The sequence below is a fragment of the Aeromonas sp. R6-2 genome (assembly GCF_040908155.1).
Classification (GTDB): Bacteria; Pseudomonadota; Gammaproteobacteria; order Enterobacterales; family Aeromonadaceae; genus Aeromonas; species Aeromonas schubertii.
In genome coordinates this window covers 13,045-39,544 of the sequence record NZ_JBFODE010000032.1, presented here as the reverse complement: position 1 = coordinate 39,544, position 26,500 = coordinate 13,045, and the positions used below count along the sequence as shown (strand labels likewise).

Here is a 26,500-nt window from a genome sequence, read left to right as displayed (position 1 = left end):
AGCCCTCTTTGTTTTGTGGCCGACGGGAGGGTAAGGTGGGACGAGAGCGGCAACCAAGGGGGAGAGTGATGGACAAGGAGAGACTGGCCCAATGGCTTGCAACACTGGGTATTCATCTTGAGGGGCGGGATCATGCGCCCGTCTACACCTGTGAGCAGGCGTCGGCCCTGGTGGGGGATCTGCCGGGCATGCGGGTGAAAAACCTCCTGCTCAGGGAGAGCCGGCGCGATCGCCTGATCCTGCTGGTGGCCGATGAGCGCTCGCCGGTAGATCTCAAGCAACTTGCCACAGCGCTGGGCTGCCAACGCCTATCCTTCGCCTCGGCTGAGCTGCTCGAGCGCCACCTGGGGGTGAGTCCGGGCGCCGTCACGCCACTGGCCCTGGTCAATGACGCCGAACGGCAGGTGGAGCTGGTGATGGAGCGCCGGGTGTGGGAGGCCGATGCCCTGCAGTGCCACCCCCTGGTCAACACAGCGACCTGGGTGTTACCCCGGGCGGCGTTGCGGCAACTGCTCGAGGCGCTCTCCCGTCGTGTGGCGCTGGTTGAGCTCTAGCCAAGACGATGAGGGGCCATTGGCCCCTCGTGTTTATTCGTCGTCCTCTTGCAGCAGCTGGCGGCTTTGGCGGCGTACCGGCATAAAGCCTACCTCGTCGCCACCGGTATCGGCTGGCTTGCTCTTGGGGGCCGGTCTCGCGGCCTTGGCCGGCTTGGCGCCCTTGGGGGCGGCCGGCTTGCCAGCCCCCTTGCCCTTGCGCGGCGGGTTTTGCACCGGCTTGCTGCCGGGCAGGGTCTGGCGGGTCGGCTTGCCGCTTGGCTCGAAGCTCGGGATCACCTCGCAGGTGAGCGGCTCGCCGAGGAAACGCTCCAGCGCCTTGAGCTGGGCTTGCTCCTCGGGGCAGACCAGGGAGAGGGCGACACCACCACGGCCGGCACGGCCAGTGCGGCCCACCCGGTGAATATAGTCCTCGGGGGATTGGGGCAGCTCGAAGTTCACCACGTGCTCGAGGCGATCGATGTCGAGGCCGCGTGCCGCCACGTCGGTGGCGACCAGCAGACGCACCTTGCCTTCACGAAAATCGGACAGGGCCTGGTTACGCACTCCCTGACTTTTCTCACCGTGGATGGCGATGGCGTCGTGGCCGTCGCTCTGGAGCTGGCGGGCGAGGCGATCGGCAATGTGGCGGGTGCGCACGAAAATCAGCCCCTGTTCCCATTGCTCTTCATTGATGAGGTGCGAGAGCAGCTCGCGTTTGCGCTCCCGATCGACCCTGATGAGACGCTGACGCACCTTCTCGGCCGTGGTGTTGGCAGGATCAACCTCGATGAGCTGGGGGTCATTGAGCAGCTCGTCGGCCAGGCGCTTCACCTCGTCGTTGAAGGTGGCGGAGAAGAGCAGGGTCTGGCGCTCGCTCGGCAATGTACGCAGGATACGCTCTATGTCCCGGATAAAGCCCATGTCCAGCATGCGGTCCGCCTCGTCCAGCACCAGCACCTCGAGACGTTCGAAGTTGAGGGCGCGCTGGGTCAGCAGATCCAGCACCCGACCCGGGGTGGCGATCAGCAGATCGACCCCCTTCTTGAGGGCCTCGATGTCGGGCTTGATGATCACGCCGCCATAGACGGTGAGGGGACGCAGGGGGAGATGACGGGCATAGTCGGTCACCTGCTGACCTACCTGGGCGGCCAGCTCCCGGGTGGGCGTGAGGATCAGGGCTCGCACCGTGCGCTGACCGCGACCGTGGTTGTCGAGCAGCCGGTGCAGCAGGGGCAGGGCGAAGCCTGCGGTCTTGCCAGACCCGGTCTGCGCCCCGCCCAGCACGTCCTTGCCCGCCAGCACGGCAGGGATTGCCGCTTGCTGGATGGGGGTCGGGCTGGTGTAACCCAGCTCGTCGATGGCGCGCAGCAGATGGGGGGAAAGACCGAGTTCGTTGAAGGTCATGCAGACTCCGGGTTGGCAGGCCGGCACCCGGGTGCCGGCACATCACAGTTCAGGGGGGCGAACTATAGCAGAAGGCGAGGCAAGCCTCTACTCGCCCTGAGCCAGCAGGGTCTCGATATCGGGGAGCAGGCTCTCGGGCTTGGTGGTGGGGGCGTAGCGGGCCACCGGCTCCCCTTCGCGGTCGAACAGAAACTTGGTGAAGTTCCACTTGATGGCCTCCAGCCCCAGCAGCCCGGGGCAGCGCTGCTTGGCCCACTCGTAGAGGGGGTGGGCATCGGGGCCATTCACGTCACCCTTGGCCAGCAGGGGAAAGCTGACCGGATAGGTGGTGGAGCAGAACTCGGCGATCTCCTCGGCGTCGCCGGGCTCCTGCTGACCAAACTGGTTGCACGGAAAACCGAGTACCACCAGTCCCTTATCCCGGAAACGTTGCCATAGGGACTCGAGATCCCGGTATTGAGGGGTAAAGCCGCAGCGGCTGGCCACATTGACCAGCAGCACCACCTTGCCATCGAGGCTCTCTGCGGGGAAGGGGGTGCCGTCGAGGGCGGTCAGTTCGAATTCGCTGATATGAGGCATGGTTCAACTCCCTTTTACATGACTAAACAAGCTGGTGAAGAGAAGAAGAATGGTTTGTCATCCTGCCTTGGGGGCGCTGGAATGCGCACTCCTCTCTCAATGGATTCGACATCTTGGATCTTCTTCCTCTCATGGATGCCATCGCTGCCCGGGGCTGGGTAGTGGTGGATGATTTTCTCGAGCCGGCTCTGGTGGCCGGATTATGTGACGCACTCCCCGAGGTATGGCAACCGGCAGGCATAGGCCGCGCCGCCTTGCACCAGACCAACAGCGAGGTACGTCGCGACCAGATCCACTGGCTCGATGCATCGCTCGGGGCCCCGGTCGCCGACTACCTGGGTATGATGGAGCAACTTCGCCTCTGTGCCAATCGAGAACTTATGTTGGGGCTCTTCGATTACGAGGCCCACTTCGCCCGCTATCGGGAGGGGGACTTCTACGGACGCCATCGGGATGCCTTCGCCGGACGCTCCAATCGCCGTCTCACCACGGTCTGCTACCTCAATGAGGGGTGGCAGGAGGCCGACGGTGGTCTTCTGCGTCTCTATGGGGATGACGAACAGTTTCTGACGGACATCGCCCCCCGGGCGGGACGCTTGGTGGTCTTTCTCTCCGAGACCTTTCCCCACGAGGTGTTGCCGGCCCGGGCCGAGCGATTCAGCATCGCCGGCTGGTTCAGGGTGAACGGTCATGGGGTGGGGCGACTCGATCCCCCGCGCTGAGCGCATGGACGAACAGGGCTCTGTGGGCTGACAAGCCTTTGCCGACCTTGCTACACTGCCCCCCATCTTGCGCCGGTGGCCGATTGCAGCCCCGGCCACTTCTCCCAAAGGGATCGCGAACGATGAAAAACATGCATGTATTGCTGCTGTGCGGTGGCGGTGGCGCCGAGCACCAAGTCTCCCTCGTCAGTGCCAACTATCTGGAGAGCAAGCTCACGGCTCTGCCCGGGGTCGAGGTGACCCGGGTCGAGATGCTCAAAGATCGCTGGATCTCCGCCGACGGACGCGAGTGCAAGCTGGGGCTCGATCGCCTGCTCTCCTTTGCCAGCGTCGCGCGTCCGGTCGACTTCGTGGTCCCCTGCATCCACGGCTATCCGGGTGAGACCGGCGATCTGCAATCCTTCCTCGAGCTGGCCGGCTTGCCCTATCTGGGGTGCGGTGCCGAGGCGAGCAAGATCTGCTTTAACAAGATCACCACCAAGCTGTGGCTGACGGCCCTCGGTATCCCCAACACCCCGTACCGCTTCCTGACCGAAAACAGTGCCCAGAGCCTGGAAGAGGCCCGAGCAGCCCTGGCCGAGTGGGGTTCCCTCTTCGTCAAGGCCGCCTGTCAGGGCTCTTCGGTGGGTTGCTACAAGGTGGTCGACGAGGCGTCCCTGGCCGCTGCCATCGACGGTGCCTTCGGTTACTCGGATCAGGTATTGCTGGAGAAGGCGGTCAAGCCTCGCGAGCTGGAGGTGGCCGTCTACCAATACGGGGATGAGCTGGTTGCGACCGTGCCGGGGGAGATCTGCGCCCCGACCGACCATTTCTACTCTTATGAAGAGAAGTACAGCAGCACCAGCCATACCACCACCAGCCTGCGAGCCGAGGGGCTCAGCGATCAGCAGATCGAGACCATCCGCGCCTATGCGCTCAAGGCCTTCCGCCAGCTTGGCCTGACTCACCTCTCCCGGGTCGACTTCTTCCTGACCGAGGAGGGGGAGATCCTGCTCAACGAGATCAACACCTTCCCGGGCATGACCCCCATCTCCATGTTCCCCAAGATGCTGGAGCACCATGGCCACGAGGTGGGCCGTTTCCTCGAGCAGATCCTGGACAAGGCCAGGAGCTGACCGTGAAAAAGGGCGCCGATGGCGCCCTTTTTGTTAACCCGCGTTGGCCACCATGGCCTTGAGCTGCTGGAAGTACTGCTCGTAGAGCACCGAGGCTTCGCCAACATCGGACTGGAAGTGCCCCTTCTGCTTGATCTCGTCGCCGGGGAAGATCATGGGGTTGTCCCTGAACTCGGGCTTGAGCAGGGGCAGGGCATCCTTGACCGGGGTGGGATAGCCGATCGCCTCGGCCACCTTGGCGGCCACATCCGGGCGCATCAGGAAGTTGATGAGCGCATGGGCCTCGCTTACGTGCTTGGCCTTGGCGGTGATGGCCAGGTTATCCATCCAGAGGATGGCACCCTCGCTCGGCCAGGTATAGGTGATGCCGGGGTACTCCTTCTGGGCACCATAGGCAGAGCCGTTCCAGAGCATGCCGAGGTTCACCTCACCGGCGATGTAGGGATCGGCCGGGTTATCGGAGTTGAATGCCTTGACGTTGGGCATCAGCTGCTTCAGGTAGTCGAAGGCCTCCTTGATCTGGGCCGGATCCCGGGTATTGGGATTGTGGCCAAGCTGCACCAGGGCGATGTGGAACACCTCGCGCGCATCGTCCATCAGCAGCAGGCTCTCCTTCCACTCGGGGGCCCACAACTGTTTCCAGCTGGTCACTGGCTGAAGGATGACGTCGCTGTTGCGACCGATACCGGTGGCGCCCCAGATGTAGGGGACCGAGTAGCGATTCTCGGGATCGTACTCATGGTTGAGCAGGGTCGGATCCAGGTGCTTGATATTGGGCAACAGCCCCTTGTCCAGAGGCTGGAGCATCCCCTCCTTGGCCATCTTGGCCACGAAGTAGGTGCTGGGCACCACCACATCATACCCTTGCGGGTGGGTCTTGAGCTTGGCGTAGAGGGTCTCGTTAGACTCATAGGTGGAGTAAATCACCTTGATCCCGGTCTCTTTCTGGAACTGCTCGAGCAGACCGTCGGGCACATACTCGGACCAGTTATAGAAGTAGACCACCTTCTCTTCGGCCAGCACCGGCTGGCTCACCAGGGTGGCCCCCAGTGCCAGGGTGGCGGCGAGGGTGGTCGCTTTTTTGAAAGCGCTGTGCGTCATCGCAAAACTCCTTGCGGGGTTTGGGGCCATGCAGGCCCGCTGTCAAAAAAGTCGCCCGTCCGGGCGACGGCTTATTTGCGGCGTAGCAGCCACTGGGCGAGCAGCACCAGGGCCAGGGAGAAACCGAGCATCAGGGTCGCCAGGGCGTTCACCTCGGGGGAGACCCCCACCTTGACCATGGAGTAGATCTTGAGGGGCAGGATCTCGTAGGCGGGTCCGGTGACAAAGGAGCTGATCACCACATCGTCGAGGGACAGGGTAAACGCCAACAGCCAGCCGGCGGCAATGGCGGGCATGGCCAGTGGCAGCAGAATGCGCCGAAAGATCACCCACTCGCCGGCGCCCAGATCCCGGGCCGCCTCGAGCATGCGTACATCGAACCCCACCAGACGTGCATAGACGGTCACCACCACAAACGGCAGGCTGAAGGTGATATGGGCGATGAGCAGGGTCCAGAAGCCGAGCTTGACCCCGAGCAGCACGAACAGGGTGAGCAGGGAGATGGCCATGACGATGTCGGGGGACATCATCACCACAAACAGCAGGCCGCTCACATAGGGCTTGCCGCGAAAGCGGTAGCGAAACAGGGCCACGGCGGTGAGGGTGCCGATGATCACTGCCGCGCTGGCCGAGAAGGCTGCGATGGCCATGGAGTGGCGGGCCGCCTGCATCAGGCTGGCGTTGGCGATCAGCTTCTCGTACCACTGCCAGGTGAAACCGCGCCAGTCGATCCCGTATTTGGAGAGGTTAAAGGAGTTGCCGATCAGCACCAGGATCGGAATATAGAGATAGGCAAAGATGAGGGTGAGGTAACCCCCCTTGAGCAGACGCATCATGCCAGCACCTCCTGTTTGCTAAGCAACTTGCCGGCTCGCCAGTAACACCAGAGCAGCAGCCCCATCAAGAGGGTGAGGGTGACGCTGGTGGCGGCGCCGAAGGGCCAGTCACGGGTGTTGAGAAACGCCGTCTTGATAACATTGCCGATCAGCAAATGCTTGGCACCGCCGAGTAGATCGGAGACATAGAACATCCCCATGGCGGGCAGGAATACCAGCAGGCAGCCGGCGACTATGCCGGGCAGGGTCAGGGGCAGCACCACGTGCCGGAAGCGCTGCCAGCCGTTGGCGCCCAGATCCCTGGCCGCCTCGAGCAGACGCAGATCCAGCTTCTCCATGGCCGAATAGAGAGGCAGGATCATGAAGGGGAGCAGCACATAGACCAGACCGACGATGACGGCGAACTCGGTGTACATCATCTGTATCGGTCGTTCGATGAGGCCCAGATCGAGCAGCACTCCGTTGATGAGTCCCCGGGTACCCATCAACACCTTGAGAGAATAAGTACGGATGAGGGAGTTGGTCCAAAACGGCACTACCACCAGAAACAGCAGCAGGGGCCGCCAGCGCGCCGGCAGACGCGACACTATCCAGGCAAACGGATAGCCCAGCAGCAGGCAACAGAGGGTGGCGACCATGGCCAACCAGAGGGAGTGAAGGATCACCTGCCAGTAGAGGGGATCGAGCAGCCGCAGGTAGTTGCCCAAGGTAAAGAGAGGGGCAATCATCTGACTCTCGTCCCGGGTAAGCAGGCTCACCGCCAGGATCATCAGGTTGGGAAAGAGCACGAACAGGGTAAGCCAGCCCAGGATGAGGGCGATCGCCACGTTACGAAAGCCGTGGTGGGCAAAGCTTCTGTGCGGGTGATCAGTGCGGCTCATAGGGCAGTACCACCTCCCAGCTATCGACCCAGTGGATGGCGACATCCTGGCCGAGGCGATAGTCAAAGTCGGGGTCATCCTCGTCGAAGAACTCAGAGACCAGTATGCGCTTGCCCGAGTCGAGCTCGACCACAGAGTCCAGGGTGGCTCCCTTGTAGTTGCGATCCAGGATCTTGCCGGGCAGGCCGTCGGCACGCTCGCCGGAGTCATCCATGCGCAGATCTTCCGGTCGCAGCAGTACCAGCACCCGCTGACCCGGTGTGAAGGGGAGGGCGGAGTGGATGCGGCATTCGCGTCCTTCGACCCGGGCCAGCCAGATATCCCCCTCCTGGTGGGCGATGAGCTCCCCCTCCATCACGTTGATCTCGCCGATAAAGCGGGCGACGAAGAGGTTGGCGGGGGTCTCGTAGATGTCGCGCGGGGTACCGCTCTGGACTATGCGTCCGCCGTCCATCACCACGATGCGATCGGACATGGAGAGGGCCTCCTCCTGATCGTGGGTCACGAAGACGAAGGTGATGCCGAGGCGCCGCTGCAGCGCCTTGAGCTCGCTCTGCATCTGTTTGCGCAGCTTGTAGTCGAGGGCCGAGAGGGACTCGTCAAGCAGCAATACCCGCGGGCGGTTGACCACGGCCCGGGCAATGGCCACCCGCTGTTGCTGCCCGCCGGAGAGCTGATCCGGTTTGCGGTCGGCCAGGGCCTCGAGCTGAACCATGGTGAGGGCTTCGTGAACCCGGTGTTGCACCTCGCCCTTTTCAATCCCCTGCATCTGCAGGCCGAAGGCGACGTTGTCGAACACCGTCATGTGCGGGAAGAGTGCATAGCTCTGGAAGACGGTGTTGATGTGTCTATGCTCGGCCGGGATCTCCGTGATGTCATCATCACCCAGCAGGATGCGCCCTTCATCGACCGATTCGAGTCCGGCGAGCATCCTGAGCACTGTCGTTTTACCGCATCCGGAGGGACCGAGCAGCGTGAGAAACTCGCCGTCCATGATCGCCAGATCCAAGCCTTCAATGACGGGTTTTCCGCCATACCCCTTGCTGATCCCCGTCAGCGAAACGATAGTCCTGGTGTTGTTTGTCATCTACGCAGTCTCACCCCAGCCGGTGGCCATCAATGGAAAAGAAGCGCGCATTTTAGGGCCCCCCCCCTTGAAATTAAAGCCTTTTCCCCTACGGGGGGCATATTCTGCCACCGTTTAGCGGGGAAAAGGCTGACCCCGTCGACATTCAGGCTATAATGCGGCGCTTGAGCCATGTCGTCATGCAAGTCAGTTGGACCATCACGTGAGTAACAGAATTCGTATCGGGGGTGACATGGAGCGCTCCCTGACCCAGGGTTATCGCCTGGATATCAGAGGGATCCTGCAGGAGGGGTGGACCCAGACCCGGGTCCACGGCTTTGGGCTCCTGCTGGCCATCGCCGGCGTCGTCGCCATCTGGTTGTTGTTGACCCAGGTCATGGTGGCGCCCCACCTGGCAGGGGATGAGGAGCAGGACCTGACCCTGCTGCTGAGCCTGCTTATCACTGTGCTGATCTCCCCCATGACCTCCGCCCTCGACATGTTGGGTCTGCAGCAGTCTCTCGGGGTCCGCGCCCGGGCCGGACAGGTGTTTGATTTCTTCCGCCACTTTGTGCGCCTCGGCTCTCTCTCCCTGCTCTCGACCCTGTGTACCAGCCTGTTCGGCCCCCTCTTCGCCGTCCTGGGGTTACCCGTTACCCTGGCCCTGGTCCCCTCTGTTTTACTCGGCATGGGACTGATCTTCAGCGTTCCCCTGGTGCTGGAGCGGGGCGTATCGCCCCTGCAGGCCATCTTGCTCTCCCTGCGTCTCTTCATTCGCGGGTTGCCGACCCTGCTGCTGCTTCACGGGATCATGTTTGTGCTCTTCTTCCTGGCCCTGATCCCTATGGGTCTGGGGCTTATCTGGGTGGCACCGCTCTATTACAACATCAAGGGGATCCTCTATCGGGATCTCTGCGGGATTGGGGTCGAAGTGACCGAGAAACCCGCATCCCCGGACCATTTCAACGCATAAGGAGAGACGATGAAGGCACCATGGATGGGGTTATTGCTGCTGGCGGGCAGTGTCGGCGCCGTACCCCTGGAGCTTGGCTACAGCGAGTTTTATAGCCAGATGAAGACCTTTGCCAAGGGCGAGTTTGGTTTGGCGCGCCTGGGCTTCTATCTGACCGAGTCACAAAGTGGCCAACGCTGCCTCATTCGCAGCGCCAGCGTCGAGACCCTGGATCGGCATGAGCCGGCCACCGTCACCCCTGACGGGGAGCTGCGTCTTCCCTTCGATCCGGATCTTAATCTCGACAAGGCCAAGGTCGTGCTGGAGATGGAGAAAGAGGGCCAAGATTGCAGCATGTCGGTACAGGTGATGGCCGATCTGCCCCCCGGAGTGGTGACATTAGGCACGCTTGAGATCGCTCGCCTGGATATGCAGCGCCTGCTCGACAAGATGGCCGGCATGATAGGCAAGCACTTCCTGCCCCCCATGCGCGGGGTGCACCTGGAGATGGCAGAGCCCAGGGGTCAGGTCGCCCTCGACGGAAAAGAGGGAGAGCGTCTGCTCCTCTGGCAGCAGGGACGCCTGGCCATCGATGACGAGACCCTCAAGGGGGAGGGCCACCTCGCCTTCGCGACGCCCCCGATCAGGGTGACTCCCTGGCTTGGCCAGTGAGGCTGACGGATACGAAAAAGGAGCCATGGCGGCTCCTTTTTCATTGGACTTAACGCACCTCGATGACGTCCAGCATCTCCATCCCCTCGATGTCGAGCAGGGGAGAGGCGGGCAGCTCGGGCGGATCGAAGGCTTTGTCCCCCCCGTCTATGATACCGGAGTCACGGTTGATGCTCTTGAAATCAAACAGCTTGTGATCGAGCAGATGGCTCGGGATCACATCCTGAATGGCGGTGAACATGGTTTCGAGGCGACCCGGGAAGCGGCGATCCCACTCCTGCATCATCTGCTTGATGGCCTTGCGTTGCAGGTTCTCCTGGGAGCCGCACAGGTTGCAGGGAATGATGGGGAAGGCCTTGATCTCGGCGTAGCGAACCAGATCCTTCTCCTTGCAGTAGGCCAGGGGGCGGATCACCACGTTCTTGCCATCATCGCTGACCAGCTTGGGCGGCATGGATTTGAGCTTGCCGCCGTAGAACATGTTGAGGAACAGGGTCTCGAGGATGTCGTCGCGGTGGTGGCCCAACGCGATTTTGGTGCAGCCGAGCTCCTGGGCGGTACGATAGAGGATACCGCGGCGCAGACGGGAGCAGAGGGAGCAGGTGGTCTTGCCCTCGGGGATCTTCTCCTTGACGATGGAGTAGGTGTCTTCCTGAACGATCTTGTACTCGATGCCGAGGGTATTGAGGTACTCGGGCAGCACATGCTCGGGGAAGCCGGGCTGCTTCTGATCCAGGTTGACTGCCACCAGATCGAAATGGATGGGGGCGCTTTGCTGCAGGTTCATCAGGATGTCGAGCATGCCGAAGCTGTCCTTACCACCGGAGAGGCACACCATGACCCGATCGCCCTCTTCAATCATGTTGAAGTCGGCGATGGCCTGGCCCACGTTGCGGCGCAGGCGTTTTTGCAGCTTGTTAAAGTTGTACTTCTCTTTGGCGTTAAGCTCTTCTTGCATGACATCGAAAACCCGGGACAAAAACAGGCGGGTATTATAGCCGTGTCCCGGGTCAGGGCAAGTTAACCCTTGCGCCGCGCATCCACCGGGCAGACATAGCCCTCGGGCTTGAGGATCAGCATGTCACAATCGAGTTGATCGACCACCTGCTCGGCCGTGTTGCCGAGCAGGGCCGCCGAGAGCCCGGTGCGTCCGACGCACCCCATGATCATCAGGGTGGCGTCGAGTCGGTTGGCCATCTCGGGCAGCACCTCTTCCGGCAGCCCCTCCTCGACCCGGGTCCAGGCCTCGTTGATGCCATAACGCTCGGCATGCTGGCGCAGCAGCTTCTCGTGATGCTGGCGAATGGCGTCGTTGTAGGCCTTGGGATCGAACTCGGGAAGCTCGATGGCGATATTGACCGGAGTGCCCGGATAGGTGTTGACCAGATAGAGGCTGGCATCGAGCAGCTCGGCGACCTCGAGGGCCTCAGCGGTGATGCGATCGTTGAGTTTTTGCTGATCCTGATCGTCACTCGAGCAGTTGATGGCGGCGATGATGTTGCCGCCTCGCACCCATTGCCCCTCCTTTACCAGCAGGATGGGGCAAGGGCATTTGCGTAGCAGATGCCAGTCGGTCGGGGTGAAGATAAAGGTCTGCAGAAAGCTGTGCCTGTGAGTGGCTTTGACCACCAGATCATGGGCGCCGGTCAACACCTCTTGCAGGATGCTCTCGAAGGGGCGGCTGTGCCAGACCACCTTGACCGCAATGTTGAGCCCTTCGGCGCGATAGGGCTCGAGCAGCTTGTCGAGCCAGTCACTGCGCTGGGCAATGACCCCCTCCTGCATCTCTTTGCGCTCATCGGCCGAGAGCATGGAGGTCATCTCGTAGGAAAAGTCGTAGATGGGAAGCAGCAGAGTCAGCTCGGCCTCTTTCTCGAGGCGGGCGACCCGCACGGCGCGCTCCAGGGCTACCTGCTGCTCCAGCTCCGGATTGATGACCACCAGGATCTTGCGGTACTTGTCCATTTTTCCTCCCCGGCCCATCCAGTTGGGGCCATAAGAATCATTACCTTGCTACCTACAAGGTTAGATCAGACGGGAGGGAAAGGCCGTGGGCCGGATCACCCTTTGGGATGCATTCCGGCCCAGGTTTTGATTAACCGCAGCTGGGTTTGGTGTTGCCGGCCATGACGGCGAGGGCCGCCTGATCCAGCACAGTGATGTACTTGCCTTTGACACTGATGAGGCCGGTCTTCTGGAAACGACCGAGCAGACGGCTGATGGTCTCGACGGTGAGACCGAGATAGTTGCCGATATCGCCCCGGGTCATGGAGAGACGGAACTCCTTGGCGGAGAAGCCGCGCTCGGAGAAACGCTCGGAGAGGCTATAGAGGAAGGCGGCGAGGCGCTCCTCGGCATTTTTCTTGGAGAGCAGCAGGATCATCTCTTGATCGCCCATGATCTCGGTGCTCATCAGACGCATGATCTGCTGGCGCAGCTTGGGCATCTTGCCGGAGAGCTCGTCGAGTACGTCGTAGGGGATCTCGCACACCATGGAGGTCTCCAGCGCCTGGGCGAAGGAGGGATGGTTCTGCCTGCTGATGGCGTCGAAGCCGACCAGATCACCGGCCAGATGGAAGGCGGTGATCTGCTCATCACCCTGTTCAGTGATGGTATAGGACTTGATGGTACCGGAGCGGATGGCGTAGAGAGACTTGAGTTCATCACCTGCCTTGAACAGCTCTTCACCCTTCTGGATGGGCTTTTTGCGTTCGATGATGCTGTCGAGCAGATCCAGCTCACTCTCGTTGAGGGAGAAGGGGATACAGAGCTGACTGATGCTGCAATCCTGGCAGTGAATGGCACAACCGCCACTCTGTATGCGTCTACCCGTTTTCTTTTCCGGAATCATAAGGCGCTTCGAAAGAATTGATTTATGTCAAAGAGTTTACCATCAACTACCGCCAGTTGGATAGAGTCTCAAAGTAGCCTGATGGCGATCCAGAGGGTGTGAGTACCGAGCAGCAGCAGCAGTAACCCCCCCGCCAGACGCAGCTCCCGTCGGGTCAACCAGTAACGCAGGCGATCTGCCAATCCCCCCAGGGCAAACAGGGTTGGCAGGGTACCCAGGCCAAAGCTGAGCATCAGCAAGGCCCCGGCGCCGGCACTGCCGGAGGCGGCACTCCAGGTCAGCATGGAGTAGACCATGCCGCAGGGGAGCCAACCCCAGATCATGCCGAAGGGGAGGGCGGCCAGCGGTCGTTGCAGGGGGAGGCAGCGATTGGCGAGGGGACTGATATGGGGCCACAGCCGGGCACCCAACTGCTCGATGCGCAGCACCCCTTGCCACCAGCCTGCCAGATAGAGTCCGACCGCGATCATCATGAGGGCGGCAAACAGCTGCAGCCAGGCCAGGGCGTGTTTTCCCTGGCCGAGCCCCGCCACCGAGGCGAACAGTCCCCCCACCAGGGCACCGGCCAGCATGTAGCTGAGGATGCGACCCAGGTTGTAACAGATAAGGTAGGTGAGGCGGCCGAGGGGGCGTTGATGGGCGGGGGGAATGGCCATGGAGAGGGCGGCAGAGACGCCGCCACACATGGCAAAGCAGTGGCTGCTGCCCGCCAGGCCCATCAGCAGGGCTCCCAGCAGATCAAGGTTGGCGCTCATGTTCGCCCTTCTGATCCGGGGTCTGCTCGTCAAAGAGGATGCTGGAGCCCTGCCGGTCGAGATCCTCGAACTGCTCCGAGCGGATGGCCCAGAAGAAGACCAGGGCGGCGATGACGACAAACAGGATGGCGATCGGGATCAGGACGAAGACGATATTCATAGCTTGTTGAGCCTCATGGAGTTGCTCACCACGATGAGGGAGCTCAGTGACATGCCGGCCGCGGCCAGATAGGGGGGCAGCCAGCCACTGGCTGCCAGCGGCAGCACCAGCAGATTGTACCCCAGGGACCAGGCAAAGTTCTGCCTGATGATGCGCCGGGTATGGCGTGCCAGGCGACGAGCCTCCAGCAGCTTGCACAGGTCATCGCCAAGCAGGATGGCATCGGCGCTGTTTTTGGCCAGATCCGTGCCGCCGGCCATGGCAAAGGAGGCATGGGCACCGGCCAACACAGGGGCATCGTTGACCCCGTCACCGACCATGATGCTGACATCCCCCTTGCGCTCGCGTGCCTTGAGGTAGTCCAGCTTGCCATCCGGGGTGACCCCCTTGACCAGTTCATCGATGCCGAGCTCGGCCGCGACGCGCTCGGCCTGGACGGAGCTGTCGCCGGTCAGCATCGTAACGGCGAGGCCGGCCTGTTGCAGGGCGAGGATGAGAGCAGGGGCATCGGGACGCAGGGTATCTTCGAGCTCGAAGCGGGCCACCAGTAGTCCCTCCTCCTCGAGCCATATGCTCAGACCCTGCTCAAAGTCGGTGGGGGCCTTGAGCCATTGGGCGCTGCCGAGACGATATGCTTTGCCATCTATGTTTCCTGCGACGCCACAACCTATCTCGAGGCGATAGTCGCTGACCGGGAGCAGCACCTCCCCGAGTCGGAAGGCCCGGGCGATGGGGTGTTCGGAGCGGGACTCCAGGGCGGCGGCGATCCGCTGCAGGTAGTGTCCATCTTGCCCCTCCATGGCCTGAATCCGCTTGAGGCGGATTTCCCCCGTGGTGAGGGTGCCTGTCTTGTCGAGTACCACCCGGTTGGCCTGGGTCAGCACATCGAGCACATGGCCGCGGCGCAACAAGATCCCGCTTCGGGTTAGCCGCGCCGTGGCGGTGGTGAGGGCGGTGGGGGTGGCCAGCGAGAGGGCGCAGGGGCAGGTGGCCACCAGCACCGAGAGGGTGACCCAGAAGGCCTTTTCGGGGGCATGGAAGTGCCAGAAGAGCCAAACGGCGGCGGCGATCAGCAGCAGCACCAGAATGAAGTAGCGGGAGATGACATCCGCCATCAGGGCCAGGGCGGGCTTTTCGTCCAGTGCGCTGTCTTGCAGGCGCATGATCTGGGCGATGCGCGACTCGCTCATCGGGTGGGAGACCCGAAGCAGCAATGGGCTGTCGCTGTTGATGGTCCCCGCGAAGACCTGATCACCCACCTGGCGCACCTCGGGGAGGGGCTCACCGGTGAGCATGGATTCATCGATACTGGCGCGCCCTTCCAGAACGATGCCGTCGGCGGGGAGGGTGGCGCCGGCCAGAACCCGGATTTGATCGCCAACCTTCAGGGTCTTGGCGGCGACCAGCCGCTCTCCCTGCGCCTCAACCAGGGTAGCCATGACCGGGATCATGCGAGCCAGGTTGGAGCTCGACTCCGAGGCTTTGCGACGGGCCCGCAGCTCGAGCAACCGGCCCAGCAGCAGAAAGAAGACGAACATGGTGATGGAGTCGTAATAGACCTCACCCGTATTGAAGACGGTGGCCCAGATAGAGGCGATAAAGGCACCGATCAGCGCCAGTGAGACAGACACATCCATCGACAGATGACCCTGGCGCAGACTGCGCCAGGCGTTCACGTAGAAGGGCTGGGCCGAGTAGAGCATGATGGGAGTGGAGAGCAGCAGGCTGATCCACTGGAAGTAGACGATAAACTCCTGCTCCACACTCACAAAGAGATCCATGTAGAGGGCGACCGAGCACATCATCACCTGCATGGAGCCAAGACCGGCGAGCCCCATGCGGTAGAGATAGCTCTTCACCTCCTTGGCGTAGAGAGCCTCCTGGCTGTGGGTCTGGAAGGGGTAGGCCCGATAGCCGACGGCGGCAAAACCTTTGAGCAGATCGCTTAAGGAGAGTTGCTCGGGATCCCAACGCACCCTGGCTCTGTGGGTGGTGGTATTGACGTTGATGTAGCGCAGGCCGGGCAGGGTGAAGAGGTGGCGTTCGATGAGCCAGGCACAGGCGGCGCAGGTCAGCCCCTCGACCGTGAGCTGGATCTCCCGCTCGGCACCCTGTTCGGTGACAAACTCCTGCTGTACCTCGGCCAGATCGTAGTTGGCCATGGCCAGCAGCTCTTCGGGCACCAGATCCCCTTTGGCGCCGGGGGCGGTGCGATGCTCGTAATAACTGGCCAGACCGCTGCCGAGTATGGTCTCGGCCACCGCCTGACAGCCGGGGCAGCAGAAGGGTTGTTTGATCCCTTTTATTTCGAGGGCGTAATCGGCGGTGCCAACCGGCTCACCACAATGAAAGCAGTCACTCATCTCAACGCCCCTTGGGGTCGAGCACCTGACCATGGGGCAGCGGCAGACGAATGGTCTCTTGCAGGCGCCACTCGTGGTTAAAGGCGTCGAGGCGTACCTGCCACTTGCCGGTGAGGGGTTGATCGAGCACCAGGCGATAGGTGCCGCTGGCATCGGCCGTCAGAAGATGCTCGCTGTCATGGCCCGGCAGAGTAGGGTGAAACAGAGAGAGAAAGAGGGCCTGGTTGGGGATATCTCCGGTCAGTTTACGCACCGTGAGGGTGTTGCCCTCGACCCGCAGATCGAAGGTGAGTCCCAGGGTTTCGGAGCGGTGAAACTTGCTGAGATCCTGGTTGATTTCCTTGCCCTGCTTGTAATAGTCCTCGGCCACCAGATTGACGCCACCACGACTGGCGATGATGGCCGTATAGACGCTGGCGACGACGGCGCAGAGGGGAAGGGTTATGAGAAACCAGGGCCAGAACTGACGATACCAGGGTTGGGACATGATGCTACTACCGTGAAACGAATGGTTAACTGAGCGGGTTAAAAATACCAACACAAGATAACAAAAAGCCTCGAAGAGTCGAGGCTTTTTGCTGATTACTCAAAGCGTTGTCACGCTTTACTGCTGATGGGAGAGGCTGTAGACGTAGGAGGCAAGCAGATGCACCTTGTCTTCACCCAGCACATCTTTCCATGCCGGCATCACACCCTGACGACCATGGGTAATGGTCTCCTCGACGGTCTGGCGAGAGCCACCGTAGAGCCAGGTGGTGTTGGTCAGATCGGGAGCCCCGAAGGCCTCACCGCCCTTGCCTTCGGCACCGTGACAGGCAGCACACATGGCGAAGCGGGCCTGTCCCTTGCGCGCCATGACCGGATCCACGGTACGGCCGGAGAGGCTCAGCACATAGGCAGTGACCTCCTTGACCCCATCCTTGCCCAGGGTCTCACCCCAGGCCGGCATGGCGGCATGGCGGCCGTTCATGATGGTGGTCTTGATCTGATCCGGCTTGCCGCCCCACTGCCACTCACCGTCGGTGAGGTTGGGGAAGCCCTTGCCGCCGCGCGCATCGGAGCCGTGGCACAGGGCGCAGTTTTGCAGGAACAGACGCTGGCCTACCTTGAGGGCCTCCGGATCCTTGGCGATCTCCTCGATGGCCTTGTAGGTCTTGCCATCGGCGCTGTAGGTCAGTTCGCGGAACTTGGCGCCGTAGAGCTCGTCAGCCTTGGCATGTTCACGGTCATACTGCACCACACGCCCCTGCTCCTGGGCCGAGGCAGTGGCCGCCTTGGAGTCCGCCAGGGAGCGGATGTCCTGGTTGGAGCTCTGCCAGCCCAGCAGACCCTTCCAGTTACCCAGGCCCGGGTAGGAGGCCAGATAGACCAGACCGAAGACGATCATGATGATGAAGAGATAGGTCCACCACTTGGGCAGCGGGTTGTTGATCTCTTCGATGCCGTCGAAGGCGTGGCCCATGGGCTGACCCTCTTCAACCCCCATCTTGTCCTTCAGACACCACCAGAGCAGGGCAAAGCAGCCCAGTATGGTCCCCAAGGTGATGACGGTGACAAAAATACTCAACAGAGTGCTCATTATTGCTTCGCTCCTGCGTTCTTGTTATCGGCACTGTTTTGCTCGTCGGCAAAGATCAGGTTGGCAGCCTCGTCAAAGGCGGCCTTGCGGCGCTTGCTGTAGGCCCAGACGGCAATACCGATCATGATGGCCAGCAGCAGCAGGGTATAGAGTCCGCGAAAGGTGCCGTAATCCATATCCATTGCTCCTTATTTGAGGGCGGTGCCGATAGACTGCAGATAGGCAACCAGCGCATCGAGCTCTGTCTTGCCCTTCACCGCATCCTTGGCGCCGGCGATGTCGGCATCCGTGTAGGGAACACCGAAGTGATCCCGGAACAGCGCCAGCTTCTTGCCGGTCAGATCGCCATCGATCTCGTTCTTGGCCAGCCAGGGGAAGGCGGGCATGTTGGACTCGGGCACCACATCGCGCGGGTTGATCAGGTGGGCACGGTGCCAGTCATCGGAGTAACGGCCACCGACCCGGGCCAGATCCGGACCGGTACGCTTGGAGCCCCACAGGAAGGGGTGCTCCCAGACGCTCTCGCCGGCCACCGAATAGTGACCATAGCGCTCGGTCTCGGCGCGGAACGGACGGATCATCTGGCTGTGGCAGACGCTGCACCCTTCGCGAATGTAGATATCGCGGCCTTCCATCTGCAGGGCGGTGTAGGGCTTGAGGCCATCGACCGGCTCAGTGGTCTGCTTCTGGAAGAAGAGGGGGGTGATCTCGACCAGACCACCCAGGCTGATAGCGAAGACGATACCCAGCGCCAGCAGGGGAACGTTCTTTTCAAAAATTTCGTGACGGTTGTTGTTGCTCATGGGTTACCTCTTCAGATCAGGCCGGCTGGGCAATCGGCTCCAGGGAGCCCTTGGGCGCAGTGATGGTGCGATAGGCGTTGTACGCCATCAGCAGCATGCCGAGCACAAAGAAGCAACCACCCAGGAAGCGGACGAAGTAGAAGGGGTAGGAGGCCTGCAAGGCTTCCACGAAGCTGTAGGTCAGGGTGCCGTCGTCGTTGACTGCACGCCACATCAGACCCTGCATCACACCGGAAATCCACATGGAGACGATATAGAGCACGGTACCGACGGTCGCCAGCCAGAAGTGAGTGTTGATGAGGCTGACGCTGTACATGCGGCCCTGGCCAAACAGATTCGGGATCAGGTGATAAACGGAACCGATGGAGACCATGGCAACCCAGCCCAACGCACCGGAGTGAACGTGACCTACGGTCCAGTCGGTGTAGTGGGAGAGGGCGTTGACCGTCTTGATCGACATCATGGGGCCTTCGAAGGTGGACATACCGTAGAAGGAGAGGGAGACGATCAGGAAGCGCAGCACAGGGTCATAGCGCAGCTTGTGCCAGGCGCCCGACAGGGTCATGATGCCGTTGATCATGCCACCCCAGGAGGGCACGAACAGGATCAGGGACATCACCATGCCCAGCGACTGGGCCCAGTCCGGCAGCGCAGTGTAGTGCAGGTGGTGCGGACCGGCCCAGATGTAGAGGGAGATCAGCGCCCAGAAGTGCACGATGGAGAGACGGTAGGAGTAGACCGGGCGACCCGCCTGCTTGGGCACGAAGTAGTACATCATGCCGAGGAAGCCCGCGGTCAGCAGGAAACCTACCGCATTGTGGCCGTACCACCACTGCACCATGGCGTCCATGGCGCCGGAGTACATGGAGTAGGACTTGGTCAGGGTCAGGGGGATCGACATGCTGTTGATGATGTGCAGCACGGCGACCGTGATGATGAAGGCACCGAAGAACCAGTTCGCCACATAGATGTGAGAGGTGGTGCGCTTGATCATGGTGCCGAAGAAGACGATCGCATAAGCCACCCAGACGATGGTAATCGCGATATCAATCGGCCACTCCAGCTCGGCATACTCCTTGCCACCGGTCATGCCCAGGGGCAGGGTGATGGCGGCCGAGAGGATGATGGCCTGCCAGCCCCAGAACACGAAGCTGGCGAGCGGGCCACCAAACAGGCGAGCCTGGCAGGTGCGTTGCACGACATAGAAGGAGGTGGCCATCAGGGCACTGACGCCGAATGCAAAGATCACCGCGTTGGTGTGCAGGGGGCGCAGGCGGCTGTAGGTCAACCAGGGAGTATCGAAGTTGAGGGCAGGCCAGATCAGCTGGGCTGCAATCAGTACCCCTACTGTCATCCCGACAATTCCCCAGATGATGGTCATCACGGTGAACTGACGGACAACGGTGTAGTTGTACTCAGGGTGGGTAGTAGTATGGCTCATCGTTGTTTTCCGCTTCCGATGCTGTTGTTCTAGATATGTGGTCCGAAGACCGCTAGCAACCTTGGAGAAGTGGCTTCATTTGCCGCCTTGAATCGAGTTTTGTTAACGCTTGTTAGCAAAACGAAATCCAAAAGGGTGGTAAATGAAAACTCGGTGATGATGATAATGAAGTGACAGGTAAAATAACAGTATAAACAGTGATATATTTGAGCCCCGCCACAAGGTGTGGCAGAGCCAAAAGACCATGTTTTCGATCAAGAAAAGTACATCTATTCGACATCTTTGGGGCGTTTTTTACGATGCAGGGCAAATTAACCCGGGCCAAGCTGATTCAAATTGTGATCGTGCTGGCAATTTTAATGGCAGCCTTCACTTATCGGACCCTGTGGCAGGCTTCTGACGCCGGAATATCGCCGTCGACGGATATTCAAATCTGTGATCTGTCGCACGCCGCTTGCCGACTGATCCAGGGAGACAAGGTGCTCACCGCCACCGCCTCACCCCGGCCGATCAAGGCAGAGAGTCCTTTCGTGATCAGGCTCGATGGTCTCGGGAAGGCGCCCGCCAAAGCCTGGGTCGAAGGGCGGGATATGTTTATGGGGCGCATTCCCCTCGAGCCCCGACAAGAGGCGGGTGTCTGGGTCGTTGATGCCATGGTCGGTGCCTGCACCGAGCCCGCCATGGTGTGGCAGCTGGTGGTGGAGACTGAGGGTGAGAGACCGCTGAAGATCCCCTTCACCGTGACCCGTTAATGCCCCGTCGGGCGGCTGATGATGCACCCGACATGATTGTTTTGTTGGTTAACTGATGAGGAGTATGCCCCTGTGGTAGCAAGTGACAAATCCCGCTTCTATGAGCGCCTGTGCCAGCAGGTGAAGGCCCTGATCGAGGGGGAGCCGGACATGATAGCCAACATGGCCAATGTCTCGGCCCTGTTGAACCTGGAGCTCGAAGAGATCAACTGGGTGGGCTTCTATCTGCTCAAAGGCGAGACCCTGGTGCTCGGCCCCTTCCAGGGCAAGCCGGCCTGTCTGCGCATTCCGGTCGGTCGCGGTGTCTGTGGCAGTGCCGTGGCCGAGAACGCGAGCCAGCTGGTTCGCGATGTGCATCAGTTCGCCGGTCATATTGCCTGTGATGCGGCCAGTAATGCCGAGGTGGTGATCCCGGTTCGTGCCCGGGGCGAGGTGGTGGCCGTGCTCGATGTTGACAGTCCCCGCATCGCTCGTTTCGACGAGCAGGACCAGGAAGGACTGGAAAAAATCGTCTCGTTACTCGAGGCCGAACTCTTCAAGGTTGCATGAGAGTTCGCAAACGCTCCCAACCTCTCTATAATGGGGCCCTTGTCGTCTCTGCGGGCTCGAGCCCCTGCTAATTAATAAATCAAGGTTATACATGGAAAACACTGAAAAGCTGAAGAACAGTAAAGAGGTCATTGCCTATCTGATCGAGAAGTTTCCCGCCTGCTTCATCGCAGAAGGGGAGGCCAAGCCGCTCAAGATCGGTATCTTCCAGGACCTGGCTGCCCGCCTGGCCGATGACCCCAAGGTCTCCAAGACCCTGCTGCGTTCAGCTCTGCGTCAGTACACCTCCAGTTGGCGTTATCTGCATGGCCTCAAGGCGGGGATCGCCCGTGTCGATCTCGATGGCAATCCGGGTGAGCTGCTGACCGAGGAGCATGTCGAGCACGCCAAACAGGCGCTCAAGGAGAGCAAGGATCGCGTCTTTGCCAGCCGTCGTGTCACCAACAAGAGCGACAAGCCCAAGAAGCCCCGTCGTCCGCAACCGCGCAAGGTCTCAGCCGACGAGCTCAAGCTCGAGCAGGGGGTCAAGGTTGTGCTGGGTAAGTCTCCGGTTGCCGCTACCATCAAGGAAATCACCAAGGATGACGTGCAGGTTCAGCTGCAGACCGGCATGATGATGCGCGTCAAGTTCGAACACCTGGTCCTCTAAGGAGGCTTTTTTGAAGCAAGGTGTCATTCGTTATTCTCTCATCGCCTGGAGCCTGGCCATCGCCGGGCTCGCCCAGGCCGTCGAGCCGGTACTGAAAGAGAGTGAGCTCCCGGTTCTTAGCCAAGAGAGCCAGCACGCCACGGCGAGCAAGCGGATCACTAATCTGTTCACCCGTTCCCACTACAAGCAATTCAAGCTGGATGCGGCCTTCTCAGCCGAGATCTTTGACAAGTATTTAGAGGCGCTCGATTACAGCCGCAATCTGTTTCTGGCCTCCGACATCCAGCGTTTTGAGAAGTACCGCAAGGGGTTTGACAAGGATCTGGAGCGTGGTCGTCTCGACCCTGCCTATGACATGTTCAACCTGAGTCAGCAGCGGCGCTATGAGCGATACGAATATGCCCTGACACTGCTCGATACTCCCTTCGATTTCACCCAGAAGGATGAGTATCTCTTCGACAGGGAAGGCGCCTCCTGGCCAAAGAGTGAGGGTGAACTCAACGAGTTGTGGCGCCAGCGGGTCAAGTACGATGCCCTGAGTCTCAAGCTCTCCGGCAAGGAGTGGCCCGAGATCAAGGAGTTGCTCGCCAAGCGTTACAACAATGCCATCAAGCGTATGTCCCAGACCGAGAGCGAGGATGTCTTTCAGCTCTTCATGAACTCCTTTGCTCGCGCCATCGAACCTCACACCAGTTATCTCTCGCCCCGCAATGCCGATCGTTTCAACTCCGAGATGAACCTCTCCCTCGAGGGGATAGGTGCCGTGCTGCAGGCCGAAGATGATTTCACCGTGATCCGCTCCCTGGTGCCCGGTGGTCCCGCCGCCAATTCCAACCAGCTCAAGCCCGATGACAAGATCACCGGTGTGGGCCAGGCCGACGGCAAGATTGTCGATGTGATCGGCTGGCGTCTCGATGAGGTGGTCGACCTTATCAAGGGCCCCAAGGGCAGCAAGGTGCGCCTCGAGATCCAGCGTGGCAAGGGTGCCACCGCCAAGACAGAGGTGATCGAGCTGGTGCGCGACAAGGTTCGTCTCGAGGATCGCGCCGCCAAATCCAAGGTGGTGATGGCCGAGGGCAAGAAGATCGGGGTGCTCGAAATCCCGAGTTTCTATGTCAATCTGCACGAGGATGTGATCAAGGAGCTGGCCAGTCTCAACAAGAAGAAGATCGACGGCCTGGTGGTCGATCTGCGTGGTAACGGGGGCGGAGCCCTGACGGAAGCCTCTGCCCTGACCGGGCTCTTCATCACCGCAGGTCCTGTGGTTCAAATCCGCGATCACATGGGGCGGGTCACCGTCAACGGCGACGACGACGGTCAGGTCTATTACGGGGGCCCCATGACGGTATTGATCGACCGTTACAGTGCCTCTGCCTCCGAGATCTTTGCCGCTGCCATGCAAGACTACGGCCGGGCCCTCATCATAGGAGAAAACTCCTTCGGCAAAGGAACTGTGCAGCAGCACCGCAGTCTGGCCAAGGTGTATGACTTCTACGACGAGCCTCTGGGGCATGTGCAGTACACCATTGCCAAGTTCTACCGCATCGATGGTGGCAGCACCCAGAACAAGGGCGTCGTGCCCGATATCGCCTTCCCGACCGCCATTCCTCATGAGGAGACGGGGGAGAGCCAGGAGCCCAACGCCCTGCCGTGGGACAAGATTGCGTCGGCCAGCTACCAACGGGTGGGCAACTTCACGGCGCAGTTGCCCACCCTCAAGCAGGCCTACGAGAAACGGGTTGCCAGCGATCCCGAGTTTGCCTATGTGGAGCAGGATATTGCCGAATACAAGCGCGAGAAGGACAAAAAATCCGTCTCCCTCAATGAGGCTGAGCGTCGTGCCGAGCAAGAGAAGCAGGATGCGTTGGCGCTGGTGCGCACCAACGAGCGTCTCAAGCGCATGGGTAAGCCTCAGGTGAAATCTCTCGATGAACTGCCGAGTGATTATGAGGCGCCGGATGAGTTTCTCAAGGAGGCGGCCAACATCACCGCCGATCTGGGCAAGCTCACGACCAAATCTTGATTTTTCCAGCGAGAGTAAAACGGCCAACCTGTGTTGGCCGTTTTTTTATCTGAAAAAGTGCATAGCTATTTTAGCCCGGATAAAGATGCTGGCCCGGTGAAGGAATTGCGTCATTTGTTGTTTCTTTATACTGAGAACTAGATTTTATCTGGAGTATTTATTTGTATTTGTTGTTGAAATGAGTTGTAACAACTGATGAGTGTGTTTTTTATCAGTTGATTGATATCCTCTTGCCGCTCATAAAACAACAAAGAGATAACAACGATGAAGTTCAGGTTTACTATTCTGGCCAGCACCCTGGCCCTGCTCTCTGCCTGTGGCGGTGGTGGCTCTGAGGGCGGCTCTCCGGCCCCGCAACCCAAGCCCCAGCCGATGGCCATGCCCGAGGTCGGTATTTATACCCCCTATCTGCTCGATGGCGCCAACAAGGCGCTGGCGTTGGATCCTGAGTTTTCAGTCGCTATCGTCTATCCGGCCGGTGAGAAGGCACAGCCCTGGACCAGCCTGATCGCCCTGGAGAGTGCCGATAAGAGCAAGGCAACGTTGTTGCAACTGACTGGTAGTGCAGGTCGGATTACTGATGAGAGTGGGCGTTACACCAACTCCATTTCCAACGTCGTTGAACGATTTGAGCAGCCTGATAGCAGCCAGTTATATATGGGAGACAAGATTCGCAATTTTGACTGGTCGCCCCTGAGCCGGGGTAGTGTGGCGGTTGAAGGTCTGAGCGAAGCACTGTGGATCGCAGATCACGAGACCGCATATAGCAACACGGGCTCTTCATCATCCTTGGTGGCCGGTTGGAGCGGCAAGGTTGCCCTGAAACCCTACCCGACCCAGGCACTGGATTCGCGTCACTGGACTTATGAGGGGGGAGATAATGCCTCTCTGCTCAGCAGTGCAGAGACGACCGTCAATGGCGGTGAATTGCACCTGGCTCTGGCGTTGCCCCATGCCGGTTGCCGTCTGGAAGGGCGCGGGCAGGCGGGGAGCGGGTTAAATCGTATTGTGCTCAGTGGCCTGCAGCAGTGCCGCTTCGACTATTACGACAATACCTCGCTGGTTGAGACCAACCTGGAGCGGTCGTGGCTGCTTGCCTTGCGCGATCTGGCGAAGCAGCAAGACTCGTTGACCGTCTATGGCGTCGGATTCCAAGATGATAAGGGCAAGCCCATGTTGGGGATCGGTGTCCCGGACGTGAAGGGACTGGTGCTGGATCTCGATTCGACCCAGTAACGGCATAAGCAAAAAGAGAGGGAGGCCTGCGCCTCCCTCTCTTTTTTTGCTTACTGGCGCTCCCCGAGCGCCAGCCGAATGGTGCCCTCGGCCCGGCAGCAGCAGGGGAGACACTCACCGGCACCGACAAAGGCCAGAGGCGTCAGCAGGTAGCGGACGGTGCCGGCCAGCAGGGGAGTGCGGCAGGCGCCGCAATAGCCACTGCGACACTGGTACTCCACCTCGACCCCGTGGCGCTCCAAGGTATCGAGCAGGGTCTCTGCTCCCTTCACCACCAGCCGGGTCGAGTCGGTTTCGATGACGGCCTGCACATCGAGACTCGGGAGGGCGCCGCTACTCATCAGAGCTCGAAGTCGCCCAGGTCTTCGTGGCTTACCTCGCTGTCGATCTGGCCGACCAGGTAGGAGCTCACCTCCACCTCTTGCGGAGCGACTTGCACATTGTCAGAGGAGAGCCAGGTGTTGATCCAGGGGATGGGGTTCTGCTTGGCGGCAAACGCTGGCTGCAGGCCCACGGCGCTCATGCGCAGATTGGTAATGTACTCCACGTATTGGCAGAGGATGTCTTTGTTCAGGCCGATCATGGAGCCATCACGGAACAGGTACTCGGCCCACTCCTTCTCCTGAATGGCGGCTTCCTTGAAGAGATCGAAGCAGGCCTGCTCGCATTCGCGGGCGATCTCGGCCATCTCGGGGTCATCCTGACCGCTGCGCATCAGGTTCAGCATGTGCTGGGTCCCGGTGAGATGCAGTGCCTCGTCGCGGGCGATCATCTTGATGATCTTGGCGTTACCCTCCATCAGTTCACGCTCGGCAAAGGCAAAGGAGCAGGCGAAGCTGACGTAGAAACGGATGGCTTCCAGGGCGTTGACGCTCATCAGGCACAGATAGAGCTTCTTCTTGAGATCCCGCAACGTCAGGGTGACGCTCTTGCCATTGAGGATGTGAGTGCCTTCCCCGTGCAGGTGATAGACGGAGGTGGCTTCAATCAGATCGTCGTAGAAGTGGCTGATAGACTCGGCGCGCTTGAGGATCTGCTCGTTGGTGACGATGTCGTCGAACACCAGGGCCGGATCGTTGACGATGTTGCGAATGATATGGGTGTAAGAGCGAGAATGGATGGTCTCGGAGAAGGACCAGGTCTCGATCCAGGTCTCCAGCTCGGGGATGGAGACCAGGGGCAGCAGCGCCACGTTGGGGCTACGCCCCTGTATGGAGTCGAGCAGGGTCTGATACTTCAGGTTGGAGATGAAGATGTGTTGCTCGTGGGGCGGCAGGGCCTGGTAGTCGATGCGATCCCGCGAGACATCCACCTCTTCCGGTCGCCAGAAGAAGGAGAGCTGTTTCTCGATGAGTCGCTCGAAGACATCGTGCTTCTGCTGATCGTAGCGGGCTACGTTGACGGGTTGACCAAAGAACATGGGCTCTTTGAGCTGGTCATTCTTGATTTGGCTGAAAGTGGTGTAGGCCATGGAT

Annotated in this window: 29 protein-coding genes; 10 read left to right on the top strand and 19 right to left on the bottom strand. The window is 60.4% G+C overall.

Annotation, left to right across the window (positions count from 1 at the left end):
- Positions 1-68 precede the first annotated feature (68 nt).
- Positions 69-554, top strand: coding sequence for a prolyl-tRNA synthetase associated domain-containing protein (locus tag AB5Y48_RS07040; RefSeq protein ID WP_368164070.1), 486 nt, complete (start codon positions 69-71; stop codon positions 552-554).
- 33 nt (positions 555-587) lie between these two features.
- Here the strand turns inward: AB5Y48_RS07040 and AB5Y48_RS07035 are convergent, their stop codons facing one another.
- Positions 588-1,940, bottom strand: coding sequence for a DEAD/DEAH box helicase (locus AB5Y48_RS07035; RefSeq protein WP_368164069.1), 1,353 nt, complete (start codon positions 1,938-1,940; stop codon positions 588-590).
- Between the two features lie 87 nt (positions 1,941-2,027).
- Positions 2,028-2,519, bottom strand: a complete 492-nt coding sequence (locus AB5Y48_RS07030; protein ID WP_050665616.1) for a glutathione peroxidase — start codon at positions 2,517-2,519, stop codon at positions 2,028-2,030.
- A 131-nt stretch (positions 2,520-2,650) separates the two neighbouring features.
- Between AB5Y48_RS07030 and AB5Y48_RS07025 the strand changes: the two genes are divergently transcribed.
- A complete protein-coding gene (locus AB5Y48_RS07025; RefSeq protein WP_368164149.1) occupies positions 2,651-3,241 on the top strand; it encodes a 2OG-Fe(II) oxygenase in 591 nt (196 codons plus the stop codon).
- Between the two features lie 122 nt (positions 3,242-3,363).
- Positions 3,364-4,356, top strand: a complete 993-nt coding sequence (locus tag AB5Y48_RS07020) for a D-alanine--D-alanine ligase (RefSeq protein ID WP_368164068.1) — start codon at positions 3,364-3,366, stop codon at positions 4,354-4,356.
- A gap of 33 nt (positions 4,357-4,389) precedes the next feature.
- Here AB5Y48_RS07020 and AB5Y48_RS07015 read toward each other — a convergent pair whose 3' ends face one another.
- The 4 genes from AB5Y48_RS07015 to potA form a co-directional block, all read right to left on the bottom strand.
- The gene (locus AB5Y48_RS07015; RefSeq protein WP_136613644.1) at positions 4,390-5,457 is read right to left on the bottom strand and encodes an extracellular solute-binding protein; all 1,068 of its coding nucleotides are present in this window, start codon (positions 5,455-5,457) and stop codon (positions 4,390-4,392) included.
- A gap of 71 nt (positions 5,458-5,528) precedes the next feature.
- Complete coding sequence (gene potC, locus AB5Y48_RS07010; protein WP_136613643.1) at positions 5,529-6,293, bottom strand: spermidine/putrescine ABC transporter permease PotC; 765 nt, start codon at positions 6,291-6,293, stop codon at positions 5,529-5,531.
- Positions 6,290-7,174 carry a spermidine/putrescine ABC transporter permease PotB gene (gene potB, locus AB5Y48_RS07005; RefSeq protein ID WP_050667472.1) on the bottom strand — a complete coding sequence of 295 codons (885 nt, stop codon included), beginning with the start codon at positions 7,172-7,174 and terminating at the stop codon, positions 6,290-6,292. Before potB ends, potC begins: the two co-directional genes overlap by 4 nt.
- On the bottom strand, positions 7,161-8,261 hold the full coding sequence (gene potA, locus AB5Y48_RS07000) for a spermidine/putrescine ABC transporter ATP-binding protein PotA (RefSeq protein WP_050667473.1): 1,101 nt from the start codon (positions 8,259-8,261) through the stop codon (positions 7,161-7,163). Before potA ends, potB begins: the two co-directional genes overlap by 14 nt.
- Before the next feature lie 214 nt (positions 8,262-8,475).
- Here potA and AB5Y48_RS06995 point away from each other — a divergent pair, with 214 nt between their 5' ends.
- Positions 8,476-9,213, top strand: coding sequence for a hypothetical protein (locus AB5Y48_RS06995; RefSeq protein WP_050667545.1), 738 nt, complete (start codon positions 8,476-8,478; stop codon positions 9,211-9,213).
- A 9-nt stretch (positions 9,214-9,222) separates the two neighbouring features.
- Positions 9,223-9,864: a DUF2987 domain-containing protein gene (locus tag AB5Y48_RS06990; protein WP_050667474.1), complete on the top strand. Its 642-nt coding sequence runs from the start codon at positions 9,223-9,225 to the stop codon at positions 9,862-9,864.
- Positions 9,865-9,913: 49 nt separating this feature from the next.
- Here AB5Y48_RS06990 and ttcA read toward each other — a convergent pair whose 3' ends face one another.
- The 11 genes from ttcA to ccoN all read right to left on the bottom strand — a co-directional run bounded on the left by ttcA (position 9,914) and on the right by ccoN (position 19,816).
- Positions 9,914-10,822, bottom strand: a complete 909-nt coding sequence (gene ttcA, locus AB5Y48_RS06985) for a tRNA 2-thiocytidine(32) synthetase TtcA (protein ID WP_050667475.1) — start codon at positions 10,820-10,822, stop codon at positions 9,914-9,916.
- Positions 10,823-10,884: 62 nt separating this feature from the next.
- On the bottom strand, positions 10,885-11,829 hold the full coding sequence (gene uspE / locus AB5Y48_RS06980; protein WP_050667476.1) for a universal stress protein UspE: 945 nt from the start codon (positions 11,827-11,829) through the stop codon (positions 10,885-10,887).
- A 130-nt stretch (positions 11,830-11,959) separates the two neighbouring features.
- On the bottom strand, positions 11,960-12,715 hold the full coding sequence (locus tag AB5Y48_RS06975) for an FNR family transcription factor (protein WP_050667477.1): 756 nt from the start codon (positions 12,713-12,715) through the stop codon (positions 11,960-11,962).
- Positions 12,716-12,783: 68 nt separating this feature from the next.
- Positions 12,784-13,470 carry a sulfite exporter TauE/SafE family protein gene (locus tag AB5Y48_RS06970; protein ID WP_368164067.1) on the bottom strand — a complete coding sequence of 229 codons (687 nt, stop codon included), beginning with the start codon at positions 13,468-13,470 and terminating at the stop codon, positions 12,784-12,786.
- Positions 13,454-13,630: a cbb3-type cytochrome oxidase assembly protein CcoS gene (gene ccoS, locus AB5Y48_RS06965; protein WP_050667479.1), complete on the bottom strand. Its 177-nt coding sequence runs from the start codon at positions 13,628-13,630 to the stop codon at positions 13,454-13,456. Before ccoS ends, AB5Y48_RS06970 begins: the two co-directional genes overlap by 17 nt.
- The gene (locus AB5Y48_RS06960; RefSeq protein ID WP_060586375.1) at positions 13,627-15,993 is read right to left on the bottom strand and encodes a heavy metal translocating P-type ATPase; all 2,367 of its coding nucleotides are present in this window, start codon (positions 15,991-15,993) and stop codon (positions 13,627-13,629) included. The genes ccoS and AB5Y48_RS06960 overlap by 4 nt, the downstream gene beginning before the upstream one ends.
- A 1-nt stretch (position 15,994) precedes the next feature.
- The gene (locus AB5Y48_RS06955) at positions 15,995-16,480 is read right to left on the bottom strand and encodes a FixH family protein (RefSeq protein WP_050667481.1); all 486 of its coding nucleotides are present in this window, start codon (positions 16,478-16,480) and stop codon (positions 15,995-15,997) included.
- A gap of 117 nt (positions 16,481-16,597) precedes the next feature.
- The gene (ccoP, locus tag AB5Y48_RS06950; protein ID WP_050667482.1) at positions 16,598-17,572 is read right to left on the bottom strand and encodes a cytochrome-c oxidase, cbb3-type subunit III; all 975 of its coding nucleotides are present in this window, start codon (positions 17,570-17,572) and stop codon (positions 16,598-16,600) included.
- Positions 17,572-17,748, bottom strand: coding sequence for a CcoQ/FixQ family Cbb3-type cytochrome c oxidase assembly chaperone (locus AB5Y48_RS06945; protein WP_050667483.1), 177 nt, complete (start codon positions 17,746-17,748; stop codon positions 17,572-17,574). The genes ccoP and AB5Y48_RS06945 overlap by 1 nt, the downstream gene beginning before the upstream one ends.
- 12 nt (positions 17,749-17,760) lie before the next feature.
- Positions 17,761-18,375, bottom strand: coding sequence for a cytochrome-c oxidase, cbb3-type subunit II (ccoO, locus tag AB5Y48_RS06940; RefSeq protein WP_050667484.1), 615 nt, complete (start codon positions 18,373-18,375; stop codon positions 17,761-17,763).
- Positions 18,376-18,391: 16 nt separating this feature from the next.
- Entirely contained in the window at positions 18,392-19,816 is a 1,425-nt protein-coding gene (gene ccoN / locus AB5Y48_RS06935) for a cytochrome-c oxidase, cbb3-type subunit I (RefSeq protein ID WP_050667485.1), read from the bottom strand.
- A 359-nt stretch (positions 19,817-20,175) separates the two neighbouring features.
- Here ccoN and AB5Y48_RS06930 point away from each other — a divergent pair, with 359 nt between their 5' ends.
- The 5 genes from AB5Y48_RS06930 (at position 20,176) to AB5Y48_RS06910 (ending at position 25,025) form a co-directional block, all read left to right on the top strand.
- On the top strand, positions 20,176-20,568 hold the full coding sequence (locus tag AB5Y48_RS06930) for a hypothetical protein (protein ID WP_368164066.1): 393 nt from the start codon (positions 20,176-20,178) through the stop codon (positions 20,566-20,568).
- A gap of 72 nt (positions 20,569-20,640) precedes the next feature.
- Positions 20,641-21,117 carry a GAF domain-containing protein gene (locus tag AB5Y48_RS06925; RefSeq protein ID WP_050667487.1) on the top strand — a complete coding sequence of 159 codons (477 nt, stop codon included), beginning with the start codon at positions 20,641-20,643 and terminating at the stop codon, positions 21,115-21,117.
- A 91-nt stretch (positions 21,118-21,208) separates the two neighbouring features.
- Positions 21,209-21,766 (top strand): RNA chaperone ProQ, encoded by a 558-nt coding sequence (gene proQ, locus AB5Y48_RS06920; protein WP_050667488.1) that lies wholly within the window; start codon positions 21,209-21,211, stop codon positions 21,764-21,766.
- Positions 21,767-21,776: 10 nt separating this feature from the next.
- Positions 21,777-23,789 carry a carboxy terminal-processing peptidase gene (gene prc, locus AB5Y48_RS06915; RefSeq protein ID WP_050667489.1) on the top strand — a complete coding sequence of 671 codons (2,013 nt, stop codon included), beginning with the start codon at positions 21,777-21,779 and terminating at the stop codon, positions 23,787-23,789.
- Between the two features lie 264 nt (positions 23,790-24,053).
- On the top strand, positions 24,054-25,025 hold the full coding sequence (locus AB5Y48_RS06910) for a hypothetical protein (RefSeq protein WP_368164065.1): 972 nt from the start codon (positions 24,054-24,056) through the stop codon (positions 25,023-25,025).
- Between the two features lie 50 nt (positions 25,026-25,075).
- Here the strand turns inward: AB5Y48_RS06910 and yfaE are convergent, their stop codons facing one another.
- On the bottom strand, positions 25,076-25,366 hold the full coding sequence (gene yfaE / locus AB5Y48_RS06905) for a class I ribonucleotide reductase maintenance protein YfaE (protein WP_082178037.1): 291 nt from the start codon (positions 25,364-25,366) through the stop codon (positions 25,076-25,078).
- The gene (gene nrdB, locus AB5Y48_RS06900) at positions 25,366-26,496 is read right to left on the bottom strand and encodes a class Ia ribonucleoside-diphosphate reductase subunit beta (RefSeq protein WP_060586364.1); all 1,131 of its coding nucleotides are present in this window, start codon (positions 26,494-26,496) and stop codon (positions 25,366-25,368) included. Before nrdB ends, yfaE begins: the two co-directional genes overlap by 1 nt.
- Positions 26,497-26,500 lie beyond the last annotated feature (4 nt).

What these genes read in the sequence shown, in the direction of transcription:
- AB5Y48_RS07040 (WP_368164070.1), top strand. Translation starts at nt 69, where the DNA reads ATGGACAAGGAGAGACTGGCCCAATGGCTTGCAACACTGGGTATTCAT.
- AB5Y48_RS07035 (WP_368164069.1), bottom strand. Translation starts at nt 1,940, where the DNA reads ATGACCTTCAACGAACTCGGTCTTTCCCCCCATCTGCTGCGCGCCATC.
- AB5Y48_RS07030 (WP_050665616.1), bottom strand. Translation starts at nt 2,519, where the DNA reads ATGCCTCATATCAGCGAATTCGAACTGACCGCCCTCGACGGCACCCCC.
- AB5Y48_RS07025 (WP_368164149.1), top strand. Translation starts at nt 2,651, where the DNA reads ATGGATGCCATCGCTGCCCGGGGCTGGGTAGTGGTGGATGATTTTCTC.
- AB5Y48_RS07020 (WP_368164068.1), top strand. Translation starts at nt 3,364, where the DNA reads ATGAAAAACATGCATGTATTGCTGCTGTGCGGTGGCGGTGGCGCCGAG.
- AB5Y48_RS07015 (WP_136613644.1), bottom strand. Translation starts at nt 5,457, where the DNA reads ATGACGCACAGCGCTTTCAAAAAAGCGACCACCCTCGCCGCCACCCTG.
- potC (WP_136613643.1), bottom strand. Translation starts at nt 6,293, where the DNA reads ATGATGCGTCTGCTCAAGGGGGGTTACCTCACCCTCATCTTTGCCTAT.
- potB (WP_050667472.1), bottom strand. Translation starts at nt 7,174, where the DNA reads ATGAGCCGCACTGATCACCCGCACAGAAGCTTTGCCCACCACGGCTTT.
- potA (WP_050667473.1), bottom strand. Translation starts at nt 8,261, where the DNA reads ATGACAAACAACACCAGGACTATCGTTTCGCTGACGGGGATCAGCAAG.
- AB5Y48_RS06990 (WP_050667474.1), top strand. Translation starts at nt 9,223, where the DNA reads ATGAAGGCACCATGGATGGGGTTATTGCTGCTGGCGGGCAGTGTCGGC.
- ttcA (WP_050667475.1), bottom strand. Translation starts at nt 10,822, where the DNA reads ATGCAAGAAGAGCTTAACGCCAAAGAGAAGTACAACTTTAACAAGCTG.
- uspE (WP_050667476.1), bottom strand. Translation starts at nt 11,829, where the DNA reads ATGGACAAGTACCGCAAGATCCTGGTGGTCATCAATCCGGAGCTGGAG.
- AB5Y48_RS06975 (WP_050667477.1), bottom strand. Translation starts at nt 12,715, where the DNA reads ATGATTCCGGAAAAGAAAACGGGTAGACGCATACAGAGTGGCGGTTGT.
- AB5Y48_RS06970 (WP_368164067.1), bottom strand. Translation starts at nt 13,470, where the DNA reads ATGAGCGCCAACCTTGATCTGCTGGGAGCCCTGCTGATGGGCCTGGCG.
- ccoS (WP_050667479.1), bottom strand. Translation starts at nt 13,630, where the DNA reads ATGAATATCGTCTTCGTCCTGATCCCGATCGCCATCCTGTTTGTCGTC.
- AB5Y48_RS06960 (WP_060586375.1), bottom strand. Translation starts at nt 15,993, where the DNA reads ATGAGTGACTGCTTTCATTGTGGTGAGCCGGTTGGCACCGCCGATTAC.
- AB5Y48_RS06955 (WP_050667481.1), bottom strand. Translation starts at nt 16,480, where the DNA reads ATGTCCCAACCCTGGTATCGTCAGTTCTGGCCCTGGTTTCTCATAACC.
- ccoP (WP_050667482.1), bottom strand. Translation starts at nt 17,572, where the DNA reads ATGAGCACTCTGTTGAGTATTTTTGTCACCGTCATCACCTTGGGGACC.
- AB5Y48_RS06945 (WP_050667483.1), bottom strand. Translation starts at nt 17,748, where the DNA reads ATGGATTACGGCACCTTTCGCGGACTCTATACCCTGCTGCTGCTGGCC.
- ccoO (WP_050667484.1), bottom strand. Translation starts at nt 18,375, where the DNA reads ATGAGCAACAACAACCGTCACGAAATTTTTGAAAAGAACGTTCCCCTG.
- ccoN (WP_050667485.1), bottom strand. Translation starts at nt 19,816, where the DNA reads ATGAGCCATACTACTACCCACCCTGAGTACAACTACACCGTTGTCCGT.
- AB5Y48_RS06930 (WP_368164066.1), top strand. Translation starts at nt 20,176, where the DNA reads ATGGCAGCCTTCACTTATCGGACCCTGTGGCAGGCTTCTGACGCCGGA.
- proQ (WP_050667488.1), top strand. Translation starts at nt 21,209, where the DNA reads ATGGAAAACACTGAAAAGCTGAAGAACAGTAAAGAGGTCATTGCCTAT.
- AB5Y48_RS06910 (WP_368164065.1), top strand. Translation starts at nt 24,054, where the DNA reads ATGAAGTTCAGGTTTACTATTCTGGCCAGCACCCTGGCCCTGCTCTCT.
- yfaE (WP_082178037.1), bottom strand. Translation starts at nt 25,366, where the DNA reads ATGAGTAGCGGCGCCCTCCCGAGTCTCGATGTGCAGGCCGTCATCGAA.
- nrdB (WP_060586364.1), bottom strand. Translation starts at nt 26,496, where the DNA reads ATGGCCTACACCACTTTCAGCCAAATCAAGAATGACCAGCTCAAAGAG.